The organism is Streptomyces sp. CB00316 (genome assembly GCF_001905595.1).
Lineage (GTDB): Bacteria > Actinomycetota > Actinomycetes > Streptomycetales > Streptomycetaceae > Streptomyces.
Genome location: NZ_LIXI01000007.1, coordinates 1 through 20,094 on the forward strand (window position 1 = coordinate 1; position 20,094 = coordinate 20,094).

Sequence of the window (20,094 nt, forward strand, 5' to 3'; positions counted from 1 at the left end):
GAGCGGAACAACCGGTCGGAATAAGACCCGTTGTTCACAGCGTCCTCGCTGTGTAATTGCCTGCCCGAATACCGCCGAAGCGGTCCGGAGCAGGACTTTTCAAAGGAACCACCAACCTGCCGAAGCAGGCCGGGGTATCAACATATCTGGCGTTGACTTTTGGCACGCTGTTGAGTTCTCAAGGAACGGACGCTTCCTTCGGTCCCGTTTCACCGGGGCCCTCCGGGCGCTTCCCTTCGTTCTTGCGTTTCCGACTCTATCAGACTCTTATGTGTCCGATTCCCGGTCGAAGCGGGGTGCTTTCGAGGTTCTTCGCTTTCGCGATTTCCCTTTCCGGCGGTTCCGACTTTACCAGACTCTTTTTCGTTCCGTTTCCGGTCCGAATTCCATTTCTGGTGGCCTGTGGAGTGGCCTTGCCTTTCGGCATGTCCGCTACGTTAGCCCATTCTCTTGGCAGCTCATAATCGAGCCTGTCGAGCGAATTACGGGCATGCCGAACTCGCACCCGCCAAGGTGAGTCGTAGGTAGTGGTTTGGCCTCTTCGGGCTGCTCGGACCGGTCCGATGGACCGTGCCGACAGCTGTACCCGTGTCAAGTGGCTCGGACTACAGTAGGCGTCCGCCCAGGGCCCGTCAAGTCGCTCATGGTCCGTCACTTCGCCCGGCGGCGACGGGGAGCGTGGGCGCGGTACGGGCTCACCGTGGGGTCGCTCCCGATCCAGAAGCGCCAGGGCTGGTGTGCCCCGTCGCCGCCCACTCCGGTGCGGGGGCCGCTGCGCACCTGGTCACGTGGGGGCGGGGTGCCGTGGAGTATGGACAGTGCGGGGGTGGGGCCGGTGAAGAGGTCGCTGCCGTTCAGCGTGCGGTCGACGTTCAGGGCGGTGGCGAGGCGGGCCGGGCCTTTGGCCAGTTCCTTGTCATTGCGGGCCGAGACCCGTCGTACCCGGGCGAGGCCGGCGCCCACGTTGATCTCACCGGCCCGGAGCAGCACTCCGCTCGCGTGGCCTTCCGGGCCGCAGACCAGGTTGAGGCAGTGCCACATCCCGTACGTGAAGTAGACGTACGTATGACCGGGCGGGCCGAACATCACGCTGTTGCGGGCCGTGCGGCCCCGGAAGGCGTGCGAGCCGGGGTCGACCTCGCCGGCGTACGCCTCCACCTCGGTGAGACGTACCTCGATCGTGCCCTCGTCGCTGTGGCGGACGAGGGTGCGGCCCAGCAGGTCGGGGGCGACGTCCAGGACGGATCGGTCGAAGAAGTCGCGTGTCAGTGGTGTGCGGTCAAAGCCCTTGGTCATGCCGTCCGAGGGTACTGGGGAGGTGAGCGCGGGAACCGGCTACGGTCATGGCGCGTATCTAGGGGTCAGGACCAAGAAGGAGTGAACATGGGCTTCAAGCGGCTGCTCGCGAGTCTGGGTGCCGGGGGTGCCTCGGTGGAGACCGAGCTCACCGAGGTGAACGTCGTCCCCGGTGGGGTCGTTCAGGGGGAGGTGCGGATCCAGGGCGGGTCGGTGGCTCAGCAGATCGAAGGGCTCTCCGTCGGTCTGCAGGCGCGGGTCGAGGTCGAGAGCGGTGACCAGGAGACGAAGCAGAACATCGAGTTCGCCAAGGTGCGGCTCGGCGGCGCCTTCGAGGTGCAGGCGGGGGCGGCGCACGTGGTGCCGTTCGGTCTGGAGATCCCCTGGGAGACGCCGGTCACGATGTTCGCCGGTCAGCACCTGCGCGGCATGGACATCGGGGTGACCACCGAGCTGGAGATCGCCCGGGCGCTGGACTCCGGTGACCTGGACCCGATCAATGTGCACCCGCTGCCGGCTCAGCAGGCCATTCTGGACGCCTTCGGGCAGCTCGGCTTCCGTTTCCGCAGTGCGGACATGGAGCGCGGCCACATCCGGGGCTCGCGTCAGCGGTTGCCGTTCTACCAGGAGATCGAGTTCGTACCGCCGTCGCAGTACCGCGGGCTTCACCAGGTCGAGCTCACGTTCGTCGCGGACGACCGCGAGATGGACGTGATCCTGGAGATGGACAAGAAGCCGGGGCTGTTCAGCGAGGGCAGCGACTCCTACCGCGCGTTCAAGGTCGGTCTCCACGACTTCCAGCAGACCGACTGGGCGGCCTACCTCAACCAGTGGCTGGCCCAGGTCGGCGGACAGCGTAACTGGCTTTAGAGCCCTATGGTCGGATGGGGTCGGCCGGGGGTGAACCCGCCCGGGACCTGTCAGCGGGTGGCCGGCGCGCCGCTCGCAGCAGACCAGCACCGATCAGGAGAGGTAACGAGACGTGACCGAGCCGAAGAGGGCCCCGCTGCCGCACGACTTCCATCCGGAGGTGCGCGCGTTCACCGTGACGAGCAAGGATCTCGCGCCCGGTGCCGTGCTGGCCGATGCTCAGGTGCTTGCGTCCGGGAACACCTCGCCGCACCTGCGGTGGGAGGGTTTCCCGGCGGAGGCCAAGAGCTTCGCCGTGACGTGCTTCGACCCGGACGCCCCGACGGGGAGCGGGTTCTGGCACTGGGTGGTCTTCGACATCCCGGCCTCCGTGACCGAGCTGCCGGCCGGTGCGGGCAGCGGTGCGTTCGAGGGACTGCCCGGGGGGGCCGTCCAGGCCCGTAACGACTACGGGTCGAAGGAGTTCGGCGGGGCCGCGCCGCCCGCCGGGGAGAACCACCGCTATGTGTTCACCGTGTACGCGGTGGACACCGAGACGCTCGGGATCGACGGCGACTCCTCGCCCGCGGTGGTCGGGTTCAACCTCCGGTTCCACACCCTGGGACGTGCTCAGTTGATCGGTGAGTACGAGGCTCCCGCCGCCGATTAATTCGCCTGTTGTTTGCCCTGCTCTGGTCTTGGAGAGACCAGAGCAGGGCATTTTTTATTGCGTTGTCCATCGCGGCCTGCCCAGCCAGAGTTGATCCGGGCCTGCCAGGGGGCGGGCGGCACACGGGAGGTGGGCAGGATGCGTGACACGCTGGTTCTCAACGCGAGCTTCGAGCCGCTGTCGACAGTGACGCTCAACCGTGCGGTGGTCCTGATCCTGACGGACAAGGCCGTCGTCGAGCAGTCGCATCCCGAGCTCCGTATGCGTGGTGCCGCCGTGGACATTCCGGTGCCCCGGGTGATCAGGCTCTGCCGGTACGTACGGGTGCCGTTCCGAAGACAGGCCCCGTGGTCCAGAAGGGGTGTGCTCATACGGGACCAGCACCGGTGCGCCTACTGCGGGCGGCGGGCGTCCACCGTCGACCACGTCGTGCCGCGGGCCCAGGGCGGTCAGGACACCTGGCTGAACACGGTGGCCTCCTGTGCCGAGGACAACCACCGCAAGGCGGCCCGGACGCCGGAACAGGCGGGGATGCCGTTGCTGAAGCAGCCGTTCGTCCCCTCCCCCGCCGAGGCGATGCTGCTGGCGATGGGGGCCGGTGGCCGGGCGGAGCTGCCGGAGTGGCTGGACCGGGGTGCTGCGGCCGCGTAGGTGACGTACGCCTGGTGATGGACGCGTGGGCCCGTCCCTGTGAGGGGGCGGGCCCACATGGGTCAGCGGAGCAGCAGCTGGACGATGGCCGCAGAGCCGACGACGACGATCAGGGCGCGCAGCAGGGCGGGGCTGAGGCGACGGCCGACCTTGGCCCCTATCTGGCCGCCGATGGCCGAGCCGACCGCGATCAGGACGACCGCCGTCCAGTCGAAGTCCGCGACGAAGAGGAAGAACAGCGCGGCGATGCTGTTGACCACGGCGGCCAGGACGTTCTTCACGGCGTTGAGGCGCTGGAGCGTGTCGTCGACCAGCATCCCCATCAGGGAGAGGTAGATGATCCCCTGGGCGGCCGTGAAGTAGCCCCCGTAGACGCTGGCAAGCGTGAGGCCGGTGAACAGGAGCGGGCCGCCGTCGGGGCGGGCCGGGGTGCCGGTGTGCTCGCGGCGGCGCTGGACGGCTTTGCTGATGCGTGGCTGCAGGATCACCAGGACGAGGGCCAGGGCGACCAGGACCGGGACGATCGTCTCGAACGCCGTGGAGGGCAGCGCGAGGAGGAGCGTGGCGCCGGTGAGGCCGCCGACGGCGGCTCCGACGGAGAGCTTCAGGATGCGGTGGCGCTGGCCGGCCAGCTCCTTGCGGTAGCCGATGGCTCCGCTGATGGAGCCGGGGATCAGGCCGAGTGCGTTGGAGACGGTGGCGGTCACCGGCGGGAGGCCGGTGGCGAGCAGGACGGGGAAGGTGATCAAGGTGCCTGAGCCGACGATCGTGTTGATCGTGCCCGCGCCGACTCCCGCCGCGAAGACTGCGAGTATTTCCCAGATGGACAAGGCCATCTCCTTCGATGGTCAGTGATGCCTCCCCGCCATGAAGGTCGAGGGGCCTCACTGATCATGCACGAAGGGGGTCGCTCGTCAGTAGACCGGGGGTTCTTCACGTCGCTCGACCGCGGTGCCACCGGAGTTGCCCCCGTTGGGGCCGGATCCGTTGCCGCCGTTCCCCCCGTTGCCGTTGCCGCCGGTGTTGAAGCCGGGGGCGCCGCCGCCGAGGTTGCCGAAGGCTCCGCTGAGGCCCTTGAGGGCGTCGCCGATCTCGCTGGGCACGATCCAGAGCTTGTTGGCGTCGCCCTCGGCGATCTTCGGGAGCATCTGGAGGTACTGGTACGAGAGCAGCTTCTGGTCCGGGTCCCCTGCGTGGATGGCCTCGAAGACCGTGCGGACGGCCTGTGCCTCACCCTCGGCCCTGAGGGCCGCTGCCTTCGACTCACCCTCGGCCCGCAGGATCGCGGACTGCTTCTCACCTTCGGCGGTGAGGATCTGTGACTGCCGGATGCCTTCGGCGGTGAGGATCGCGGCGCGCTTGTCGCGGTCGGCGCGCATCTGCTTCTCCATCGAGTCCTGGATGGAGGTGGGCGGTTCGATGGCCTTGAGCTCGACGCGGTTGACGCGGATGCCCCACTTGCCGGTCGCCTCGTCGAGGACGCCGCGCAGCGCCGCGTTGATCTCCTCGCGGGAGGTGAGGGTGCGCTCCAGGTCCATGCCGCCGATGATGTTGCGGAGGGTGGTGACGGTGAGCTGTTCGATCGCCTGGATGTAGCTGGCGACTTCGTAGGTCGCGGCGCGGGCGTCCGTCACCTGGTAGTAGATGACGGTGTCGATGTTGACGACCAGGTTGTCCTGGGTGATCACCGGCTGCGGCGGGAAGGGCACGACCTGTTCACGCAGGTCGATCCGGTTGCGGATCGAGTCGATGAACGGGACGACGATGTTCAGGCCCGCGTTCAGGGTGCGCGTGTAGCGGCCGAAGCGCTCCACGATGGCGGCGCTGGCCTGCGGGATGACCTGGATCGTCTTGATCAGGGCGATGAAGACGAGCACCACCAGAATGATCAGGACGATGATGATCGGTTGCATCGTGTCTCTCGTGCCCTTCGGTTGCCGACGGATCGCGGTGAGCTGGGTGATCGGTGTGGTCGGGGTCGGATCGTCATGGGATGCGGACTGGAGCCGTTCGCCGGGGAGTTCGGGACCGGACCCGGTCCTCATGTCTCATGATGATCGACATGATCGACTTCGAGTCTCGCAGAACTGGGCCCGGCTCGTGCACGGTTCGCTCACATGACGACGGCCGTCGCTCCGTCGATGTCCACGACATCGACCTGGCTGCCGGGTTCGTAGACCTGTTCCTCGTCGAGCGAGCGTGCCGACCAGACCTCGCCGGCGAGCTTGATACGGCCGCCGGCGGCGCTGACCCGTTCCAGCACGACCGCCTGACGGCCCTTCAGGGCATCGATACCACTGGCGTGCCCTGTCTGCCCGGCCCGGTGTCTGGCCGCGATCGGGCGGACGACGACGAGCAACGCCACCGACACCCCGACGAAGACCAGCACCTGGGCCACGATGCCGCCACCGAGCGCGGCGACGACCGAAGCGGCCAGCGCCCCGACGGCGAACATTCCCAACTCGGGCATCGCGGTCAGGACGAGGGGGATGCCCAGTCCCGCCGCGACGATCAGCCACCACACCCACGCGTCGATGTCCACATGGTCATCGTAGGACTGTCGGTGCGTCACCGACAGGGCGCAGGGGTGGTCAACTGTGGTAAGCGACCCAGGGATTGTTCCGGGGGCCGCCCCGGAGACCGCCCCGCGGCGGTCAGGAGAGCGGCAGGCCGTGGGCGGTGTAGCGGTCTCCGGTGTGCTCGACGATCAGCGGCAGGCCGAAGCAGAGCGAGAGGTTGCGGGAGCTGAGCTCGGTCTCCATGGGGCCGGCCGCCAGGATCTTGCCCTGGCGGATCATCAGGACGTGGGTGAAGCCGGGCGCGATCTCCTCGACATGGTGGGTGACCATGATCATGGAGGGGGCGTACGGGTCGCGGGCGAGCCGGCCGAGGCGGCGGACCAGGTCCTCGCGGCCGCCGAGGTCGAGTCCGGCGGCGGGCTCGTCGAGGAGCAGCAGCTCGGGGTCGGTCATCATCGCGCGGGCGATCAGCGTGCGCTTGCGCTCTCCTTCGGAGAGCGTGCCGAACTCGCGGTCCAGGTACTCGGTCATGCCGAGGCGGTCCAGGAAGGCGCGGGCGCGCTCCTCGTCGACGGCCTCGTAGTTCTCGTGCCAGGTGGCGGTCATGCCGTAGGCGGCGGTGAGCACCGTCTGTAGCACCGTCTGCTTCTTGGGCAGCTTGTCGGCCATCGCCACGCCCGCCATGCCGATCCGGGGGCGGAGCTCGAAGACGTCGGTGCCGACGCCGCCCAGCTGCTCGCCGAGGATGGTGGCCGTTCCCCTGCTCGGGAAGAGGTAGCTGGACGCGAGGTTGAGGAGCGTCGTCTTGCCGGCGCCGTTGGGGCCCAGGATGACCCAGCGCTCCCCCTCCTTGACCGACCAGGAGACGTCGTCCACCAGAGCGCGTCCGTCGCGGACCACGGATACGTCCACCAGCTCCAGTACATCGCTCATGAGCGCGTTGTCTCCCCATGCAGTCTCGTCGAGATCGTCGCGTGCCTGTGGGCACAGTCCCAGGGAAAACCTACGCCACCGCGCGAGTGCTCCGGCCGTGAGGTCCGTCCCCGGTCCGTTCCCTAGGCTGTCTCCATGCTTGTGGAACCACGTTCAGGGTTGTTGGCCGCCTGGGGGAACGCGCTTCTGGCGGGTCTTGTCTCGCCGGACGACGCGGCTCTCGCGATTGTCGGGGAGGACGCGGTGCACCGCGTCGAGGGGCTGCCGGGTGAGGCGGGGCCGGTGGGGCTCACGCTGGCGCTCGGGCGGCTGCGGGCGCTGGGGGCGACCGGTTTCCGGGTCGCGCTGCCGGTGCCGGGGCATCCGCTGGGGCTGTCCGGTCCGCCCGACTTCAACGCGCGGGCGCTGGAGGCGGAGGAGGCGGTGATCGCGTTCGGGGTGCCGTACGGGCTGGTGCCGGAGGTGAGCGAGGCCGGGCCTGAGGGGGACCTGCACGTCGAGGTGGTGTGGCGGGTGCTGTCGGTGCGGGAGGCTCCGCCGGCGGACGTGCCGTCGCTGGGTGAGGCGGAGCGGGAGCTGGCGGAGGCGTTGCGGGATGCGACGGCGGCGCTGGCCCGGCTGGATGTGGCCGGTTCTGGTCCGGTGGCGGAGGCGGCGGTGGACGCGTACCGGGCGCGGGCGGAGGGGGGCCGGGGGCGCGATGTGCTGGCGCCCGGGTATCCGCCGCGGGCGGTGCGGGTGCTGGAGCTGGCGCGGCGGGTGGGGCTGCTGGTCTCGGTGGCGTACGGGTCGGGGCACGGGGGCGCGGTGAGCGCGTCGGAGATCGCGGCTCGGGGGGCGGCGTTGCGGCCCGTGGAGCGGGTGGCTCGGCGGGCGTTGGTGGCGGCCTACAACGCGTATGTGGAGGGCGGGGAGGTTCGGCGGTAGGCCCGCGGGCCTTTGTCCTCAGGCGCCGGACGGGCTGGGGGTAGGGCCCCTGGGCGGGGGCCTGTTCTTGTGCGGGGCCCCGGCGCGAGGCGTCCGCCCTCAAGCGGCGGACGGGCTGGAACGGGTGCCGGGCCGCCCCCGGGGAACGTGGGGGCGGCCCGGCTCTTGGTGCTGGGGGGGTCAGTGGTTCAGGCCGAGGTTGCCGAAGGCCGGGTTGAGCAGGCCGATCACGTTGACCGTGTTGCCGACCACGTGCACCGGGACGTGGACCGGGACCTGTACAAGGTTGCCGCTGGCGACACCCGGGGAGCCGACGGCCACGCCGTGGGCGTCGGCTCCGCCCTGGCCGGTCGCGGAGGCCGCGCCGGCACCGGCGGCGATGAGCCCGCCGGCGATCATGGTGACGGCGGCGGCCTTCTTCAGGTTCCTCACTTCAGGGTCCTCCTGGAGAGGCTGCGGCCAGCCGCCGCAGCATGTCCTGGAGAACGGCATGCGGCCTGGAAGGATGCGCCGTTCGGGTGACATGTACCCGACAGTATGAATCTCAGCCCGCAGCGCCGTTGCGAACCGCCCAGAGCGCCGCCTGCGTGCGGTCCGCCAGGTCAAGCTTCATCAGGATGTTCGACACGTGCGTCTTGACCGTCTTCTCGGAGAGGACGAGGGCGCGGGCGATCTCCCGGTTGGAGCGGCCGTCGGCGATGAGGCCGAGGACCTCGCGTTCGCGTTCGGTCAGGGTGCTCCCCCGCCCCGTGCCGCTGCCGGCGTCGTCCTGGGCGAGGAGCGCCCCGGCGACCTCCGGCTGGAGCAGGACGTGTCCGGCGTGGACCGAGCGGATGGCGCCGGCCAGGGCGTCCGGGTCGACGTCCTTGTAGACGTAACCGGAGGCTCCGGCGCGCAGCGCGGGAACCACCGTGCGCTGCTCGGTGAAGCTGGTGACGATGAGGATCCTGGCCGGGTTGTCGAGCTGGCGGAGCCTGCGCAGCGCCTCGATGCCGTCGGTGCCGGGCATCTTGATGTCCATGAGGACGACGTCGGGCCGCAGCTCCTCGGTGCGGGCCACGCCCTCCGCGCCGTCGGACGCCTCGCCGACGACCTCTATGTCCTCCTGGATCTCCAGGAAGGTCCGCAGTCCGCGGCGGACCACCTGATGGTCGTCGACCAGCAGCACCCTGATGATCTTGTCAGCCACCGGGGACCTCCATCTCGATCGTGGCGCCCTTCCCGGGCTCCGAAACAACGGTGAGTCTGCCGCCGACGCTCTTGGCCCGGTGGCGCATGGAGACGAGACCGAGGTGCCGGCCCGCCCGCCGGACGGCGGTGGGGTCGAAGCCGATGCCGTCGTCGGCGACGAGGAGGACGGTCGCGGTGGAGCGCCGGGCCAGGGTGACGTCCACGTGCTCCGCGCCGGAGTGGCGCAGGGCGTTGTGCAGGGCCTCCTGCGCGACCCGGAGCAGCGCCTCCTCCTGGGCGGCGGGCAGGGCGCGTACACCGCTGCTGCCGAAGGTGACCGCGGCCGCGTGGGCCCGGTCCAGCACCTGGATCTGGGTACGGAGCGTGGCGACCAGGCCGTCCTCGTCGAGGGCGGCCGGGCGCAGCTCCACGACGGCCGCCCGCAGCTCGTCGACCGCTTCGGCGGCGAGGACGGCGACCTGCTGGAGCTCTCCCTTGGCGCGCGCCGGATCGCGGTCGACGAGGGCGGCGGCGGCCTGGGCGGTGAGCCGGAGCGAGAACAGCTTCTGACTGACGGCGTCGTGCAGCTCGTGGGCGAGTCGGGAGCGTTCCTCGGCGATGGTCAGCTCGCGGCTGCGCTCGTAGAGACGGGCGTTGGTGAGGGCGATCGCGGCGTGCTGGGCGAGGATCGAGAGCAGCTGCTCGTCCTCTGCGGTGAAGCCGCAGCCGCCGTCGGGCTTGGGGCACATCTTGTTGGCGAGGAAGAGGGCGCCGATGATCTCGTCGCCGTCCGTGATGGGCAGGCCGAGGAAGTCGGACATGTCGGGGTGCGCGTCGGGCCAGCCCTCGAAGCGGGGGTCCTTGCGGAGGTCGGCGAGCCGCTCGGGCTTCGCCTGGTGCAGCATCGCGGCGAGGATGCCGTGCTGGCGGGGCAGCGGGCCGATGGCCTTCCACTGCTCGTCGCTCACGCCGTCGACCACGAACTGGGCGAAGCCGCCGTGGTCGTCCGGGACGCCGAGGGCCGCGTACTGGGCGTCGAGCAGTTCGCGGGCGGAGGCGACGATCGTCTTGAGGACGTCTCCTACTTCGAGGTGCCGGCTCATGGCGAGCAGCGCGGCACTCACCGCGGCGAGGGCCGACGGCGGGCGATGGCTCATGGGATCACCGTACCGGCGGGGGTCCGGCGGCCGTATCGGGCCGAGGACGGCTGCCGAGGAGCGGGAGACCTAGGCCGGCCGGGGCCCGGGCCGGGTCCCAGGTCCTAGGTCCTCCCCGGTCCTAGGACGAAGTGCCGGGTGCCGGTGCGGCTCGCGGGCGAGGCGCGGTGCGTTCGGGGCTTCCTACGTTGGAGTCGCCGGGGTCGCCCCGGTGGATGCCGATGTGCAGCGAGGAGACGGTCACGATGCCGGTTGCGTTGATCACGGGTGGTTCGAAGGGGCTGGGACGCGCGCTGGCCGAGGCGCTGGCCCGGCAGGGGTGGGATCTGGTGCTGGACGCGCGGACGGCCGGTGCTCTGGAGGCGGCGGCGCGGGAGGTGCGGGAGCGGTACGGGACGCGGGTGGCGGCCGTTCCGGGGGATGTCACGGACGCGGCGCACCGGGCGGACCTGGTCGCGGCCGCCGGGGAGCTGGGCGGGCTCGATCTGCTGGTGAGCAACGCGAGTGTGCTGGGTGCCGAGCCGCTGGTGCGGCTGGAGGCGCAGCCACTGGAGGGGTTGCGGCAGGCGCTGGAGACCAATGTGGTGGCCGCGCTCGGTCTCGTACAGGAGGCGTTGCCGCTGCTGCGGGGGTCGGCCGCGGGGGCTGTGGTGATGGTCAGCTCGGACGCGGCGGCGGAGCCGTACGAGACATGGGGCGGTTACGGGGCGTCGAAGGCGGCGCTGGACCAGCTGGCGTCGGTGCTGGGCGTCGAGGAGCCGGGGCTGCGGGTGTGGGCCGTCGATCCGGGGGACATGGACACGGATCTGTACGAGGCCGCGGTGCCGAATGACGGCGGGGAGACGCGGACCTCGCCCGCGAGCGTGGCGCCCGCGTTCCTGTGGCTGGTGCGGGAGCGGCCGGCCAGTGGGCGGTTCGCCGCTCCGACGCTGCTGGAGGAGCCGGCGGCGGACGGGGGCCTGCGGTGAGTGCGGTGGGGGCGGCGAGGCGGAACGGGGGCGGCGCCCCTTCGGCCGGGCCCGGGACTTCGCCACTGGAGGCGTTGCGGGTCCCTGCGGAGCTCTCGGCGCGGGTGCCGGCCGAGCAGCGGGGGGCGGGGCGTGACGACGTACGGCTGCTGGTGACCCGGGGGACGGCCGTCTCGCACCATGCGTTCCGGGAGCTGCCGGGGCAGCTGCGGGCCGGGGACGTGCTGGTGGTGAACACGTCGGCGACGTTGCCGGCCGCGGTGAACGGGCGGGTGGGCGGCGAGCGGGTCGTCGTGCACTTCTCGACGCGGGGTGAGGACGGGCGGTGGGCGGTGGAGCTGCGGGCGCCCGGCGCCTCGGGGGCCACCGCGCCGCGTCCGGGCGGGCCGGCCGGTGCGGTGGTGCGGCTGCCGGGCGGGCGGGAGCTGGTGCTGGAGGAACCGCTGGGGCCCGCGGTGGGGGCGCGGCTGTGGTGGGCGCGGGTCCCGGACCGGGTGCCGGAGCTGTTGCGGCGGTACGGGCGGCCGATCCGGTACGCGTACACGGAACGGGATCAGCCGCTGTCCGCCCACCAGACGGTGTTCGCGGTCCAGGCGCCCGACGGGCGCGGTTCGGCGGAGATGCCGAGCGCGGCCCGCCCCTTCACGACCGCCCTGGTGGCGGAGCTGGTGAGCCGGGGGGTGCAGTTCGCCCCGCTGTCGCTGGATACGGGGGTGGCGTCGGCGGAGGCGCACGAGCCGCCGTACCCGGAGCGGTTCGCGGTGCCGTCCACGACGGCGTGGCTGGTGAACGCGGCGCGGGCGGCGGGCGGCCGGGTGGTGGCGGTCGGGACGACGGCGGTGCGGGCGCTGGAGTCGGCGGCGGACGCGGAGGGGGTGGTGCGCGCGGCCGCGGGCTGGACGGATCTGGTGGTGACGCCGCGCCGGGGCGTGCGGGCGGTGGACGGGCTGCTGACCGGGCTGCACGAGCCGCGGGCCTCGCACCTGCTGATGCTGGAGGCGGTGGCGGGGCGCGAGGCGCTGCGCCGCGGGTACGAGGCCGCGCTGGAGCGGCGCTACCTCTGGCACGAGTTCGGGGACGCCCACCTCATCCTGTCGAATGAGGAACGTAACCCTCCGAATTGCTTCAGCAACGAACGGTGAGCCTGTTACGTCACCGATGTGAGCCCGGGCATAGGGCGTGCGTCACTTACGAACACACCTAGTGGACCCAAAAGGGCGATTTGGGTAGGCATGAGCGGGGGTTATTTCGGACGAACAGGATCCTCTTCCACTACCCAGCTTCGTACGTCACACCTTTGCCACGCGATTTTGCTGCCGCTAAGAATTGCTCTCGTCCCCGACGGAGGTGCGCATCGCCGCCTCCGGTCTCGTCCTCCGTGAGGACACCTGAGCAATTCGAAGAGGTAGCCCTACATGTCTGCGACTCGCATTCCCAGCCGTGTCCGTCGTCTCAACAAGGTCCAGAAGATCTCCGTGGCCGGTGTGTCGGCCCTGGCCGTCGCCTCCCTGACCTTCTCGCTCGTCCCGTCGAACGCCGAGGCCGAGGTTGCCCCGCAGGCAGCCGGCGCTGCCGCTCCCGTCGCCTTCACCGGAGGCTCCGCACAGGCCAAGACCGTGCAGGACAGCCTCATAGAGCAGCACTCCACCGCCGAGCAGCTCGTGAAGGCCGCCGACGCCGCCAAGGCGAAGGCCGCCGCCGAGACCAAGGCGAAGGCCGCGAAGGCCGCGAAGGCCAAGGCCGCGGCGGACGCGAAGGACAAGGCCGAGAAGGCCGCCAAGGCCGCCAAGGCCAAGGCCGACGCGAAGAAGCGCGGCGCCGAGGCCGCCAACCGCTCCACCGCGCGCAAGCCCGTCTACGCCAACAACCTGGACGGCTGGATCCGCGAGGCGATGTCGATCATGAAGAAGGAAGGCATCCCCGGGTCCTACGAGGGCATCCACCGCAACATCATCCGGGAGTCCAGCGGCAACCGCTGGGCGATCAACAACTGGGACATCAACGCCCGCAACGGCATCCCCTCCAAGGGCCTGCTCCAGGTGATCCAGCCGACCTTCGACCGGTACCACGTCAAGGGCACCAAGAAGGACCTGTACGACCCGGTCGCCAACATCGTCGCCGCCTGCAACTACGCGGCCGACCGCTACGGCTCCATGGACAACGTCAACAGCGCGTACTGAGCCCGGTCGTACAACTGAGCCGTACACATGCCGGAGGCCGGCACCCCACGGGGTGCCGGCCTCGGCGTCGTTCGTTACGTGCTTGTCCCCGCGTGGACTACTTGCGCATGACCTCGGGCTCGTGGCGGCGCAGCAGCCGGGCGACGGCGACGGCACAGAGGAGGCCGATCACCAGCAGCACGAAGATGTTGATCCCCCACTGGGCCGCCGTGGCCTCCCAGAGCGGGTCCAGGTCGGTCGGGTTCTTCGGGTCCCACGGCGGCATCAGATTGGCCAGGTCCAGCGTGGTGCCGGCCGCGGCCACGCCCCAGCGGGACGGCATCAGCCAGGTGAGCTGCTCCAGGCCGGGCGTGCCGTACACCTGAAAGAGGACTCCGGTGAACACCAGCTGGACGATCGCGAACATGACCAGGAGAGGCATGGTCATCTCGGAGGTCTTGACCAGCGCGGAGATCATCAGGCCGAACATCATCGAGGTGAACCCGAGGGCCACGATGGAGATGCAGATCTCCAGGGCCGGAGGCATGAACAGCCCCTCGGCCGGCAGCTCGCGGGCGGCGAAGCAGATACCGCAGAGGATGACGCTCTGGAAGGCGGTGATCACGCCGAGCACGATCACCTTGGAGACCAGATAGGCCGAGCGGGAGAGGCCGGTGGCCCGTTCCCGTTCGTAGATGACGCGTTCCTTGATCAGCTCTCGTACGGAGCTCGCCGACCCGGCCAGGCAGATGCCGACCGCGAGGATCAGCAGGATCATTCCGGCTTTCCCGTTGAACTGGGTCGGCGGGGTGGGCGGGGCCAGTCCGAAGTCCGCCGGGATGACCGCGGCCAGCACACCGATCACCGCGGGCAGCGCCACCATCAGGCCGAGGAAGGCCTTGTCGGAGGCGATGACGGAGGTGTATCTGCGCACCAGGGTCCACAGCTGCGTTCCCCAGCTCTGCGGCTTCGGGGGCCGCATCTGCTGGGGCGGCGGCATGTGGACGGACTGCGCGGCGACGGCGTCGATGTCGGCGGCGTACATCTGGTAGTGCTGCGAACCGCGCCAGCGGCCCGCCCAGTCGTAGTCGCGGTAGTTCTCGAAGGCGGAGAAGACGTCGGCCCACGAGCTGTAGCCGAAGAAGTTCAGCGCCTCCTCCGGCGGACCGAAGTACGCGACGGAACCGCCGGGCGCCATCACGAGCAGCTTGTCGCAGATGGCCAGCTCGGCCACGGAGTGCGTGACGACGAGCACGGTACGGCCGTCGTCGGCGAGGCCGCGCAGCAGCTTCATGACGTCGCGGTCCATGCCCGGGTCGAGGCCGGAGGTCGGCTCGTCCAGGAAGATCAGCGACGGCTTGGTCAGCAGCTCCAGGGCGACCGAGACGCGCTTGCGCTGGCCGCCGGAGAGCGAGGTGATCTTCTTGTCCTTGTGGATGTCGAGCTTGAGCTCGGCGAGGACCTCGGTGATCCGGGCCTGGCGTTCGGCCTCGGTGGTGTCCGCGGGGAAGCGGAGCCTGGCCGCGTACTTGAGGGCCTTGGTGACGGTCAGTTCCTTGTGCAGGATGTCGTCCTGCGGGACCAGACCGATGCGCTGGCGCAGCTCGGCGAACTGCTTGTACAGGTTCCGGTTGTCGTAGAGGACGTCGCCCTCGTCGGCGGGCCGGTAGCCGGTGAGCGCCTTCAGCAGGGTGGACTTTCCGGAGCCGGAGGGGCCGATGACCGCGATCAGCGACTTCTCCGGGACGCCGAAGGAGACGTCCTTGAGGATCTGCTTGCCGCCGTCGACCGTCACCGTGAGGTGGCGGGCGGAGAAGGAGACCTGACCGGTGTCGACGAACTCTTCCAGCCGGTCGCCGACCAGGCGGAACGTCGAGTGGCCGACGCCGACGATGTCGTTCGGGCCGATGAGCGCCGAGCCGGACTTCTGGAGCGGCAGACCGTTGACGTACGTGCCGTTGTGCGAGCCGAGGTCACGGATCTCGAAGCGGCCGTCGGGCGTCGCGTGGAACTCGGCGTGGTTACGGGAGACCTGGAGGTCGGAGACGACCAGCTCGTTCTCCAGGGCACGGCCGATGCGCATGACCCGGCCGAGCGCCAGCTGGTGGAAGGTGGTCGGGCTGCGGTCGCCGTAGACGGGCGGTGCGCCTGCGGCGCCGCCGTGCGCCGGTCCGCCGCCATGGGCCGGGGCGGCCGGCTGGGCCGGTCCCTGCTGGTGCGGAACCTGCTGGTACGGGGCCTGCTGCTGGGGCTCCGGTGCCTGCTGCCACGCCTGCTGGGGCGGTGCCTGGTGGGGCGGGGCCTGGTGCTGGGCGGGTGCCTGCTGTCCGGGCCAAACGCCGCCCGCCTGCGCGTGCTGCTGCGCGGGGGCCTGGTGGGCTGCGGCGGCCGGCTGGCCGCCGTGGGCACCGGCGCCGGCGGTGAGATTCAGCCGCGGGCCGTCGGTCGCGTTGCCCAGGCGTAGGGCGGAGCCGGGCCCGATCTCCGTCCGCTGGATCCGCTGCCCCTGCACATACGTGCCGTTGGTGGAGCCGTGGTCCTCGATGAACCAACTCCAACCGCCCCAGCTGATCGTGGCGTGCCGCCACGAGACTCTGGCGTCGTCGATCGTCAGGTCCCCCTGCGGGTCACGCCCCAGGGTGTACGGCCTGGACGGATCGAGCGTCCAGGTGCTGCCATTCAATTCCAGTACGAGTTCCGGCACTCCGCGCCCCACTTGTTGTCCCCCGAGTTTCCCCCGTCGCAGGGAGTCTAGGGATGCTGAACATCGTGGGGAACTATTCCAGGAGCAGTCCCTTATCCGAAAGTCGGGCCGGAGAAGACGGGCCCCGAAGCGGAGAAGCGGTGCGATCCCGGAACAAAGGGGACAGCCGACGGAAAGCCCCGCGCCTTCCGTCCGGCACTCGGGACGGGCGGCCGAGCGCGGCCGCGGGACCGATACGGTGGGAACACCATGAGCGCATCTCAGCCACCTCAGCCTCCCTCCTCCCCCGAGCTCCCCGATTCCCCTCGGACCGGCGGCGAGCCCGCCCGGGACAGCGAGGAGTCCCCTCCTCTCGTGGACAACACACCCACACTTCTCGTCAAGATCTTCGGCAAGGACCGCCCCGGCATCACCGCCGGGCTGTTCGACACCCTCGCCGCGTACTCCGTCGACGTCGTGGACATCGAGCAGGTCGTCACCCGGGGCCGCATCGTGCTCTGCGCCCTGGTCACCTCGCCCACCGCGGGCGGGACGACCGAGGGCGACCTGCGGGCGACCGTGCACAGCTGGGCCGAGTCCCTGAAGCTGCAGGCCGAGATCATCTCGGGCACGGGCGACAACCGGCCCCGTGGTTACGGCCGTTCCCACGTGACCGTGCTGGGGCACCCGCTCACCGCGGAGTCGACCGCCGCCATAGCGGCCACGATCACCTCGACCGGCGGGAACATCGACCGCATCTTCCGGCTGGCGAAGTACCCGGTCACCGCCGTGGAGTTCGCGGTGTCGGGAACGGAGACCGCGGAGCTGCGGACCGCACTGGCGACCGAGGCCGCCGAGATCGGCGTGGACGTCGCGGTGGTCTCGGCCGGGCTGAGCCGACGGGCGCAGCGGCTGGTCGTGATGGACGTGGACTCCACGCTCATCCAGGACGAGGTGATCGAGCTCTTCGCGGCCCACGCGGGCTGTGAGGACAAGGTCGCCGAGGTCACCGAGCAGGCGATGCGGGGCGAGCTGGACTTCGAGCAGTCGCTGCACGCCCGGGTCGCGCTGCTGGCGGGGCTGGACGCCTCGGTGGTGGACAAGGTGCGCGCCGAGGTGCGGCTCACGCCCGGGGCCCGGACCCTGATCCGCACGCTGAAGCGCCTCGGATACCAGGTGGGCGTCGTCTCGGGCGGTTTCACCCAGGTCACGGACGACCTGAAGGAACGTCTCGGCCTCGATTTCGCCTCCGCCAACACGCTGGAGGTGGTGGACGGCAAGTTCACCGGGCGGGTCGTCGGCGATGTGGTGGACCGGGCGGGGAAGGCCCGGCTGCTGCGGAGCTTCGCCGAGCAGGCGGGGGTGCCGCTCGCGCAGACGGTGGCCATCGGGGACGGGGCGAACGACCTCGACATGCTGAACACGGCGGGACTCGGGGTCGCCTTCAACGCCAAGCCCGTGGTCCGCGAGGCGGCGCACACCGCGGTGAACGTGCCGTTCCTGGACACCGTGCTCTATCTGCTCGGCATCACCCGTGAAGAGGTCGAGGCGGCAGACGGCCTCGTCGACTGACGGTTGCGGCAGCCGTACGGAAGAGGGCCCCGGAACACCAGGTGTTCCGGGGCCCAGCGCGTTCATGTGTGCCGGCGGGACCGGGGCACTCAGTCGTTAGGTGTCCAGTACTCGGTGAGCCGGCCCGCCCCGTGCTCCACGCTCTTCCAGGAGCCGGGGAACTCCACCACGGCGTAGGACGCCGTCGGGAAGCCGTCCCGGGTCATCCTGGCCAGGGTGTCGCCCTCGGCCGAGCCGGAGAGGGCGTCGGCGGCTCCGTGCATGCCCGGGTTGTGACCGATCACCAGGAGGTTGCGGACCTCGTCCGGGGTCTCGTTGAAGAGAGTGATCAGATCGCCGAGGGAGGCCTCGTACAGCCTCTCCTCATAGACGGTCCTGGGGCGCTGTGCGAATTCGTGGACCGCCAGCTTCCAGGTCTCCCGGGTCCTGACGGCGCTGGAGCACAGGGCCAGATCGAAGTCGATACCGGAGTCGGCGAGCCTGCGGCCGGCCACGGGCGCGTCCTTACGGCCGCGCTCGGCCAGGGGGCGCTCATGATCGGAGGACTGCGACCATTCCGCCTTGGCATGCCTGAGAAGGACGATCCTGCGAGGTGTCTCGACGCTCATACAACTCAGCTTCGCATGAAACGCGGCCTCTGGCGCAGGGTGTTGACGGGCTCATCCGGAAGGTTGACACGGTGGTCCGGGATGGGTTCGCCGTGACGCGTGGATCAAGGGGCGAGCAGGTGGAGCGTGCGCTCGATCAGCTGTCCGAGTGCGGGGTCGGCGGTGGCCGCCTGTGCCTGCCCCGGGCTCATGATCATGAGCAGCAGAGCGGCGAAGGCGACGGCCGGGAGCGCCACGGCCCACCACGGCAGCCGTATCTCCACACGGTCGGCGGCCGGTCGATGGGAGACGGCCGGTCGGAGGGAGACAGCCGGTCGATGGGACCTGGGGTGCGCAGGGACCGGCATGTCCGCCTCCGTGGGTGTTCGGTTCGTTGCCGAAGAACCTACGGAACGGACCGGGCCGGTCCCATCCGGTGATCCACCCACTTCACCCTGACCCTGGCCCCCTAGGGGACAGGGGGGCCAGCCCCACCATGGGCGGTGCGGCCGGGCGTCAGGGGGAGGCGATCGTGGCGATCACACCGATGACCACCGTGACGAGAAGCATCGCCCCGAAGACGAGGAGGAGCTTCTTCTGACCGTTCTTGGGCTGCGGATCGAGCACTGGCATGGAGACAGTCTCGCATCTCAGCACTCGTCCTCGATGGTCCGGTCCCGCCCCGCCAGCACACCGGCCACCATCTGCGGGATCATCAGGCACGCCATCAGGGCGATCGGCAGCCCCCAGCCGCCGCTGTGCTGGTAGAGCACGCCGACGAGCAGCGGGCCCGGGATCGAGAGCAGATAGCCGGTGGACTGGGCGAAGGCGGAGAGCCGGACCACCCCCGCCCCGGTCCGCGACCGCATGCCGATCATGGTGAGGGCGAGCGGGAAGGCGCAGTTGGCCACGCCGAGCAGCACCGCCCAGACCCACGCGCCGGCGGCCGGGGCCAGGTAGAGGCCGCCGTAGCCGATCAGGCCGCACAGGCCGAGGACGACGACGATGGGGCCCTGCTGCTTGAGCCGCCCGGCGACCCGGGGGATGACGAAGGCGAGCGGCACGCCCATCGCCATGGTGACCGCGAGCAGGACCCCCGCCGTACCGGCCGAGACCCCGGCGTCGCGGAAGATCTGCGGCATCCAGCCCATGGTGATGTACGCGGCCGTCGCCTGGAGCCCGAAGAAGCATGCGAGCCCCCAGGCGGTCCGGCTGCGGGTGATCCGGAGCGCCGGGGCGTCGGCGGGGCGTGCGGCAGTCGAGCCGGGAACGGGCTGACCGGGCGCCGGGGTGCGGTCCCGTACGAGGACGATCCAGGGCAGCACCGCGAGGGCCGCGAGCACGGCCCAGACGGCCAGCCCGGACTGCCAGCTCCCGCCCAGCGCGCTCGTCAGCGGCACGGTGACGGCGGCGGCGAGGGCGGTGCCGAGGGCCAGGGCCATGGAGTAGAGGCCGGTCATGGTGCCGACGCGGTCGGGGAACCAGCGCTTGACGATCACCGGCATCAGGATGTTGCTGACGGCGATGCCCATCAGGGCCAGCGCGCTGGCGGCAAGGAACCCGGCGGTGGACCCGATGTACGGGCGGATGACCAGGCCCGCCGCGATGGCCGCCATGCCCGCACAGACGACGGCGCCCACACCGAAGCGGCGGGCGAGGCGGGGCGCCATGACCCCGAAGACCGCGAAGCAGAGCGGCGGTACGGAGGTGAGCACGCCCGCCACGCTGCCGCTCATGTGCAGCCCGTCGCGGACCTCTTCGAGGAGGGCGCCGAGGCTGGTGATGGCGGGGCGGAGGTTCAGGGCGGCCAGGACGAGCCCGACGGCGATCAGACGCAGCAGCCAGGGGGAGGGGGCCTCGGCGGCTCCGGGGAGCTGCGGGGCCGGTCCGGCCTGGGTGTGCGCGGCGCCGCCGCGGTTCAGGGTCTGAATCTGGGTCTCGTCGTCCGGCATG

At 70.4% G+C, this 20,094-nt stretch carries 21 protein-coding genes; 8 read left to right on the forward strand and 13 right to left on the reverse strand.

What is annotated here, in order from left to right; genetic code table 11:
- Window positions 1-651 precede the first annotated feature (651 nt).
- Window positions 652-1,296, reverse strand: a complete 645-nt coding sequence (locus tag AMK21_RS20325) for a DNA-3-methyladenine glycosylase (protein ID WP_073879947.1) — start codon at window positions 1,294-1,296, stop codon at window positions 652-654.
- An 87-nt stretch (window positions 1,297-1,383) separates the two neighbouring features.
- Here AMK21_RS20325 and AMK21_RS20330 point away from each other — a divergent pair, with 87 nt between their 5' ends.
- The 3 genes from AMK21_RS20330 (at window position 1,384) to AMK21_RS20340 (ending at window position 3,466) form a co-directional block, all read left to right on the forward strand.
- The gene (locus AMK21_RS20330) at window positions 1,384-2,166 is read left to right on the forward strand and encodes a sporulation protein (protein ID WP_073879949.1); all 783 of its coding nucleotides are present in this window, start codon (window positions 1,384-1,386) and stop codon (window positions 2,164-2,166) included.
- Between the two features lie 112 nt (window positions 2,167-2,278).
- Complete coding sequence (locus AMK21_RS20335) at window positions 2,279-2,815, forward strand: YbhB/YbcL family Raf kinase inhibitor-like protein (protein WP_073879950.1); 537 nt, start codon at window positions 2,279-2,281, stop codon at window positions 2,813-2,815.
- A 138-nt stretch (window positions 2,816-2,953) separates the two neighbouring features.
- Window positions 2,954-3,466 carry an HNH endonuclease gene (locus AMK21_RS20340; protein ID WP_073879952.1) on the forward strand — a complete coding sequence of 171 codons (513 nt, stop codon included), beginning with the start codon at window positions 2,954-2,956 and terminating at the stop codon, window positions 3,464-3,466.
- 62 nt (window positions 3,467-3,528) lie between these two features.
- Here AMK21_RS20340 and AMK21_RS20345 read toward each other — a convergent pair whose 3' ends face one another.
- The 4 genes from AMK21_RS20345 to AMK21_RS20360 all read right to left on the reverse strand — a co-directional run bounded on the left by AMK21_RS20345 (window position 3,529) and on the right by AMK21_RS20360 (window position 6,918).
- The gene (locus AMK21_RS20345) at window positions 3,529-4,296 is read right to left on the reverse strand and encodes a sulfite exporter TauE/SafE family protein (protein ID WP_073880570.1); all 768 of its coding nucleotides are present in this window, start codon (window positions 4,294-4,296) and stop codon (window positions 3,529-3,531) included.
- An 84-nt stretch (window positions 4,297-4,380) separates the two neighbouring features.
- Window positions 4,381-5,379, reverse strand: coding sequence for an SPFH domain-containing protein (locus tag AMK21_RS20350; RefSeq protein ID WP_073880572.1), 999 nt, complete (start codon window positions 5,377-5,379; stop codon window positions 4,381-4,383).
- A gap of 200 nt (window positions 5,380-5,579) precedes the next feature.
- A complete protein-coding gene (locus tag AMK21_RS20355) occupies window positions 5,580-6,008 on the reverse strand; it encodes an NfeD family protein (RefSeq protein WP_073879954.1) in 429 nt (142 codons plus the stop codon).
- Window positions 6,009-6,120: 112 nt separating this feature from the next.
- Window positions 6,121-6,918, reverse strand: a complete 798-nt coding sequence (locus AMK21_RS20360; RefSeq protein ID WP_073879956.1) for an ABC transporter ATP-binding protein — start codon at window positions 6,916-6,918, stop codon at window positions 6,121-6,123.
- A 135-nt stretch (window positions 6,919-7,053) separates the two neighbouring features.
- Here AMK21_RS20360 and AMK21_RS20365 point away from each other — a divergent pair, with 135 nt between their 5' ends.
- Window positions 7,054-7,845 carry a hypothetical protein gene (locus tag AMK21_RS20365; protein ID WP_073879958.1) on the forward strand — a complete coding sequence of 264 codons (792 nt, stop codon included), beginning with the start codon at window positions 7,054-7,056 and terminating at the stop codon, window positions 7,843-7,845.
- Between the two features lie 180 nt (window positions 7,846-8,025).
- Here AMK21_RS20365 and AMK21_RS20370 read toward each other — a convergent pair whose 3' ends face one another.
- The 3 genes from AMK21_RS20370 to AMK21_RS20380 all read right to left on the reverse strand — a co-directional run bounded on the left by AMK21_RS20370 (window position 8,026) and on the right by AMK21_RS20380 (window position 10,172).
- The gene (locus AMK21_RS20370) at window positions 8,026-8,277 is read right to left on the reverse strand and encodes a chaplin (protein ID WP_073879961.1); all 252 of its coding nucleotides are present in this window, start codon (window positions 8,275-8,277) and stop codon (window positions 8,026-8,028) included.
- Window positions 8,278-8,389: 112 nt separating this feature from the next.
- Window positions 8,390-9,034: a response regulator gene (locus tag AMK21_RS20375; RefSeq protein WP_018512265.1), complete on the reverse strand. Its 645-nt coding sequence runs from the start codon at window positions 9,032-9,034 to the stop codon at window positions 8,390-8,392.
- Window positions 9,027-10,172: a GAF domain-containing sensor histidine kinase gene (locus AMK21_RS20380; protein ID WP_073879963.1), complete on the reverse strand. Its 1,146-nt coding sequence runs from the start codon at window positions 10,170-10,172 to the stop codon at window positions 9,027-9,029. Before AMK21_RS20380 ends, AMK21_RS20375 begins: the two co-directional genes overlap by 8 nt.
- Window positions 10,173-10,417: 245 nt before the next feature.
- Here AMK21_RS20380 and AMK21_RS20385 point away from each other — a divergent pair, with 245 nt between their 5' ends.
- From AMK21_RS20385 to AMK21_RS20395, 3 genes are all read left to right on the forward strand, one after another.
- A complete protein-coding gene (locus AMK21_RS20385; RefSeq protein WP_073880574.1) occupies window positions 10,418-11,140 on the forward strand; it encodes an SDR family NAD(P)-dependent oxidoreductase in 723 nt (240 codons plus the stop codon).
- The gene (locus AMK21_RS20390; RefSeq protein ID WP_374194576.1) at window positions 11,137-12,282 is read left to right on the forward strand and encodes an S-adenosylmethionine:tRNA ribosyltransferase-isomerase; all 1,146 of its coding nucleotides are present in this window, start codon (window positions 11,137-11,139) and stop codon (window positions 12,280-12,282) included. Before AMK21_RS20385 ends, AMK21_RS20390 begins: the two co-directional genes overlap by 4 nt.
- A 273-nt stretch (window positions 12,283-12,555) precedes the next feature.
- Window positions 12,556-13,320 (forward strand): transglycosylase SLT domain-containing protein, encoded by a 765-nt coding sequence (locus tag AMK21_RS20395; RefSeq protein ID WP_073879966.1) that lies wholly within the window; start codon window positions 12,556-12,558, stop codon window positions 13,318-13,320.
- Window positions 13,321-13,417: 97 nt separating this feature from the next.
- Here AMK21_RS20395 and AMK21_RS20400 read toward each other — a convergent pair whose 3' ends face one another.
- Window positions 13,418-16,015, reverse strand: a complete 2,598-nt coding sequence (locus tag AMK21_RS20400) for an FHA domain-containing protein (RefSeq protein WP_073879968.1) — start codon at window positions 16,013-16,015, stop codon at window positions 13,418-13,420.
- Window positions 16,016-16,252: 237 nt separating this feature from the next.
- Here AMK21_RS20400 and serB point away from each other — a divergent pair, with 237 nt between their 5' ends.
- The gene (gene serB / locus AMK21_RS20405; RefSeq protein WP_030568214.1) at window positions 16,253-17,554 is read left to right on the forward strand and encodes a phosphoserine phosphatase SerB; all 1,302 of its coding nucleotides are present in this window, start codon (window positions 16,253-16,255) and stop codon (window positions 17,552-17,554) included.
- Between the two features lie 89 nt (window positions 17,555-17,643).
- Here serB and AMK21_RS20410 read toward each other — a convergent pair whose 3' ends face one another.
- From AMK21_RS20410 to AMK21_RS20420, 4 genes are all read right to left on the reverse strand, one after another.
- Window positions 17,644-18,162, reverse strand: coding sequence for a SixA phosphatase family protein (locus AMK21_RS20410; protein ID WP_073879970.1), 519 nt, complete (start codon window positions 18,160-18,162; stop codon window positions 17,644-17,646).
- Between the two features lie 104 nt (window positions 18,163-18,266).
- A complete protein-coding gene (locus AMK21_RS20415; protein WP_073879972.1) occupies window positions 18,267-18,509 on the reverse strand; it encodes a hypothetical protein in 243 nt (80 codons plus the stop codon).
- Window positions 18,510-18,657: 148 nt separating this feature from the next.
- Window positions 18,658-18,774, reverse strand: coding sequence for an SGM_5486 family transporter-associated protein (locus tag AMK21_RS36675; protein WP_093693186.1), 117 nt, complete (start codon window positions 18,772-18,774; stop codon window positions 18,658-18,660).
- A 17-nt stretch (window positions 18,775-18,791) separates the two neighbouring features.
- Window positions 18,792-20,093: a CynX/NimT family MFS transporter gene (locus tag AMK21_RS20420; protein WP_073879974.1), complete on the reverse strand. Its 1,302-nt coding sequence runs from the start codon at window positions 20,091-20,093 to the stop codon at window positions 18,792-18,794.
- Between the last annotated feature and the right edge of the window lies 1 nt (window position 20,094).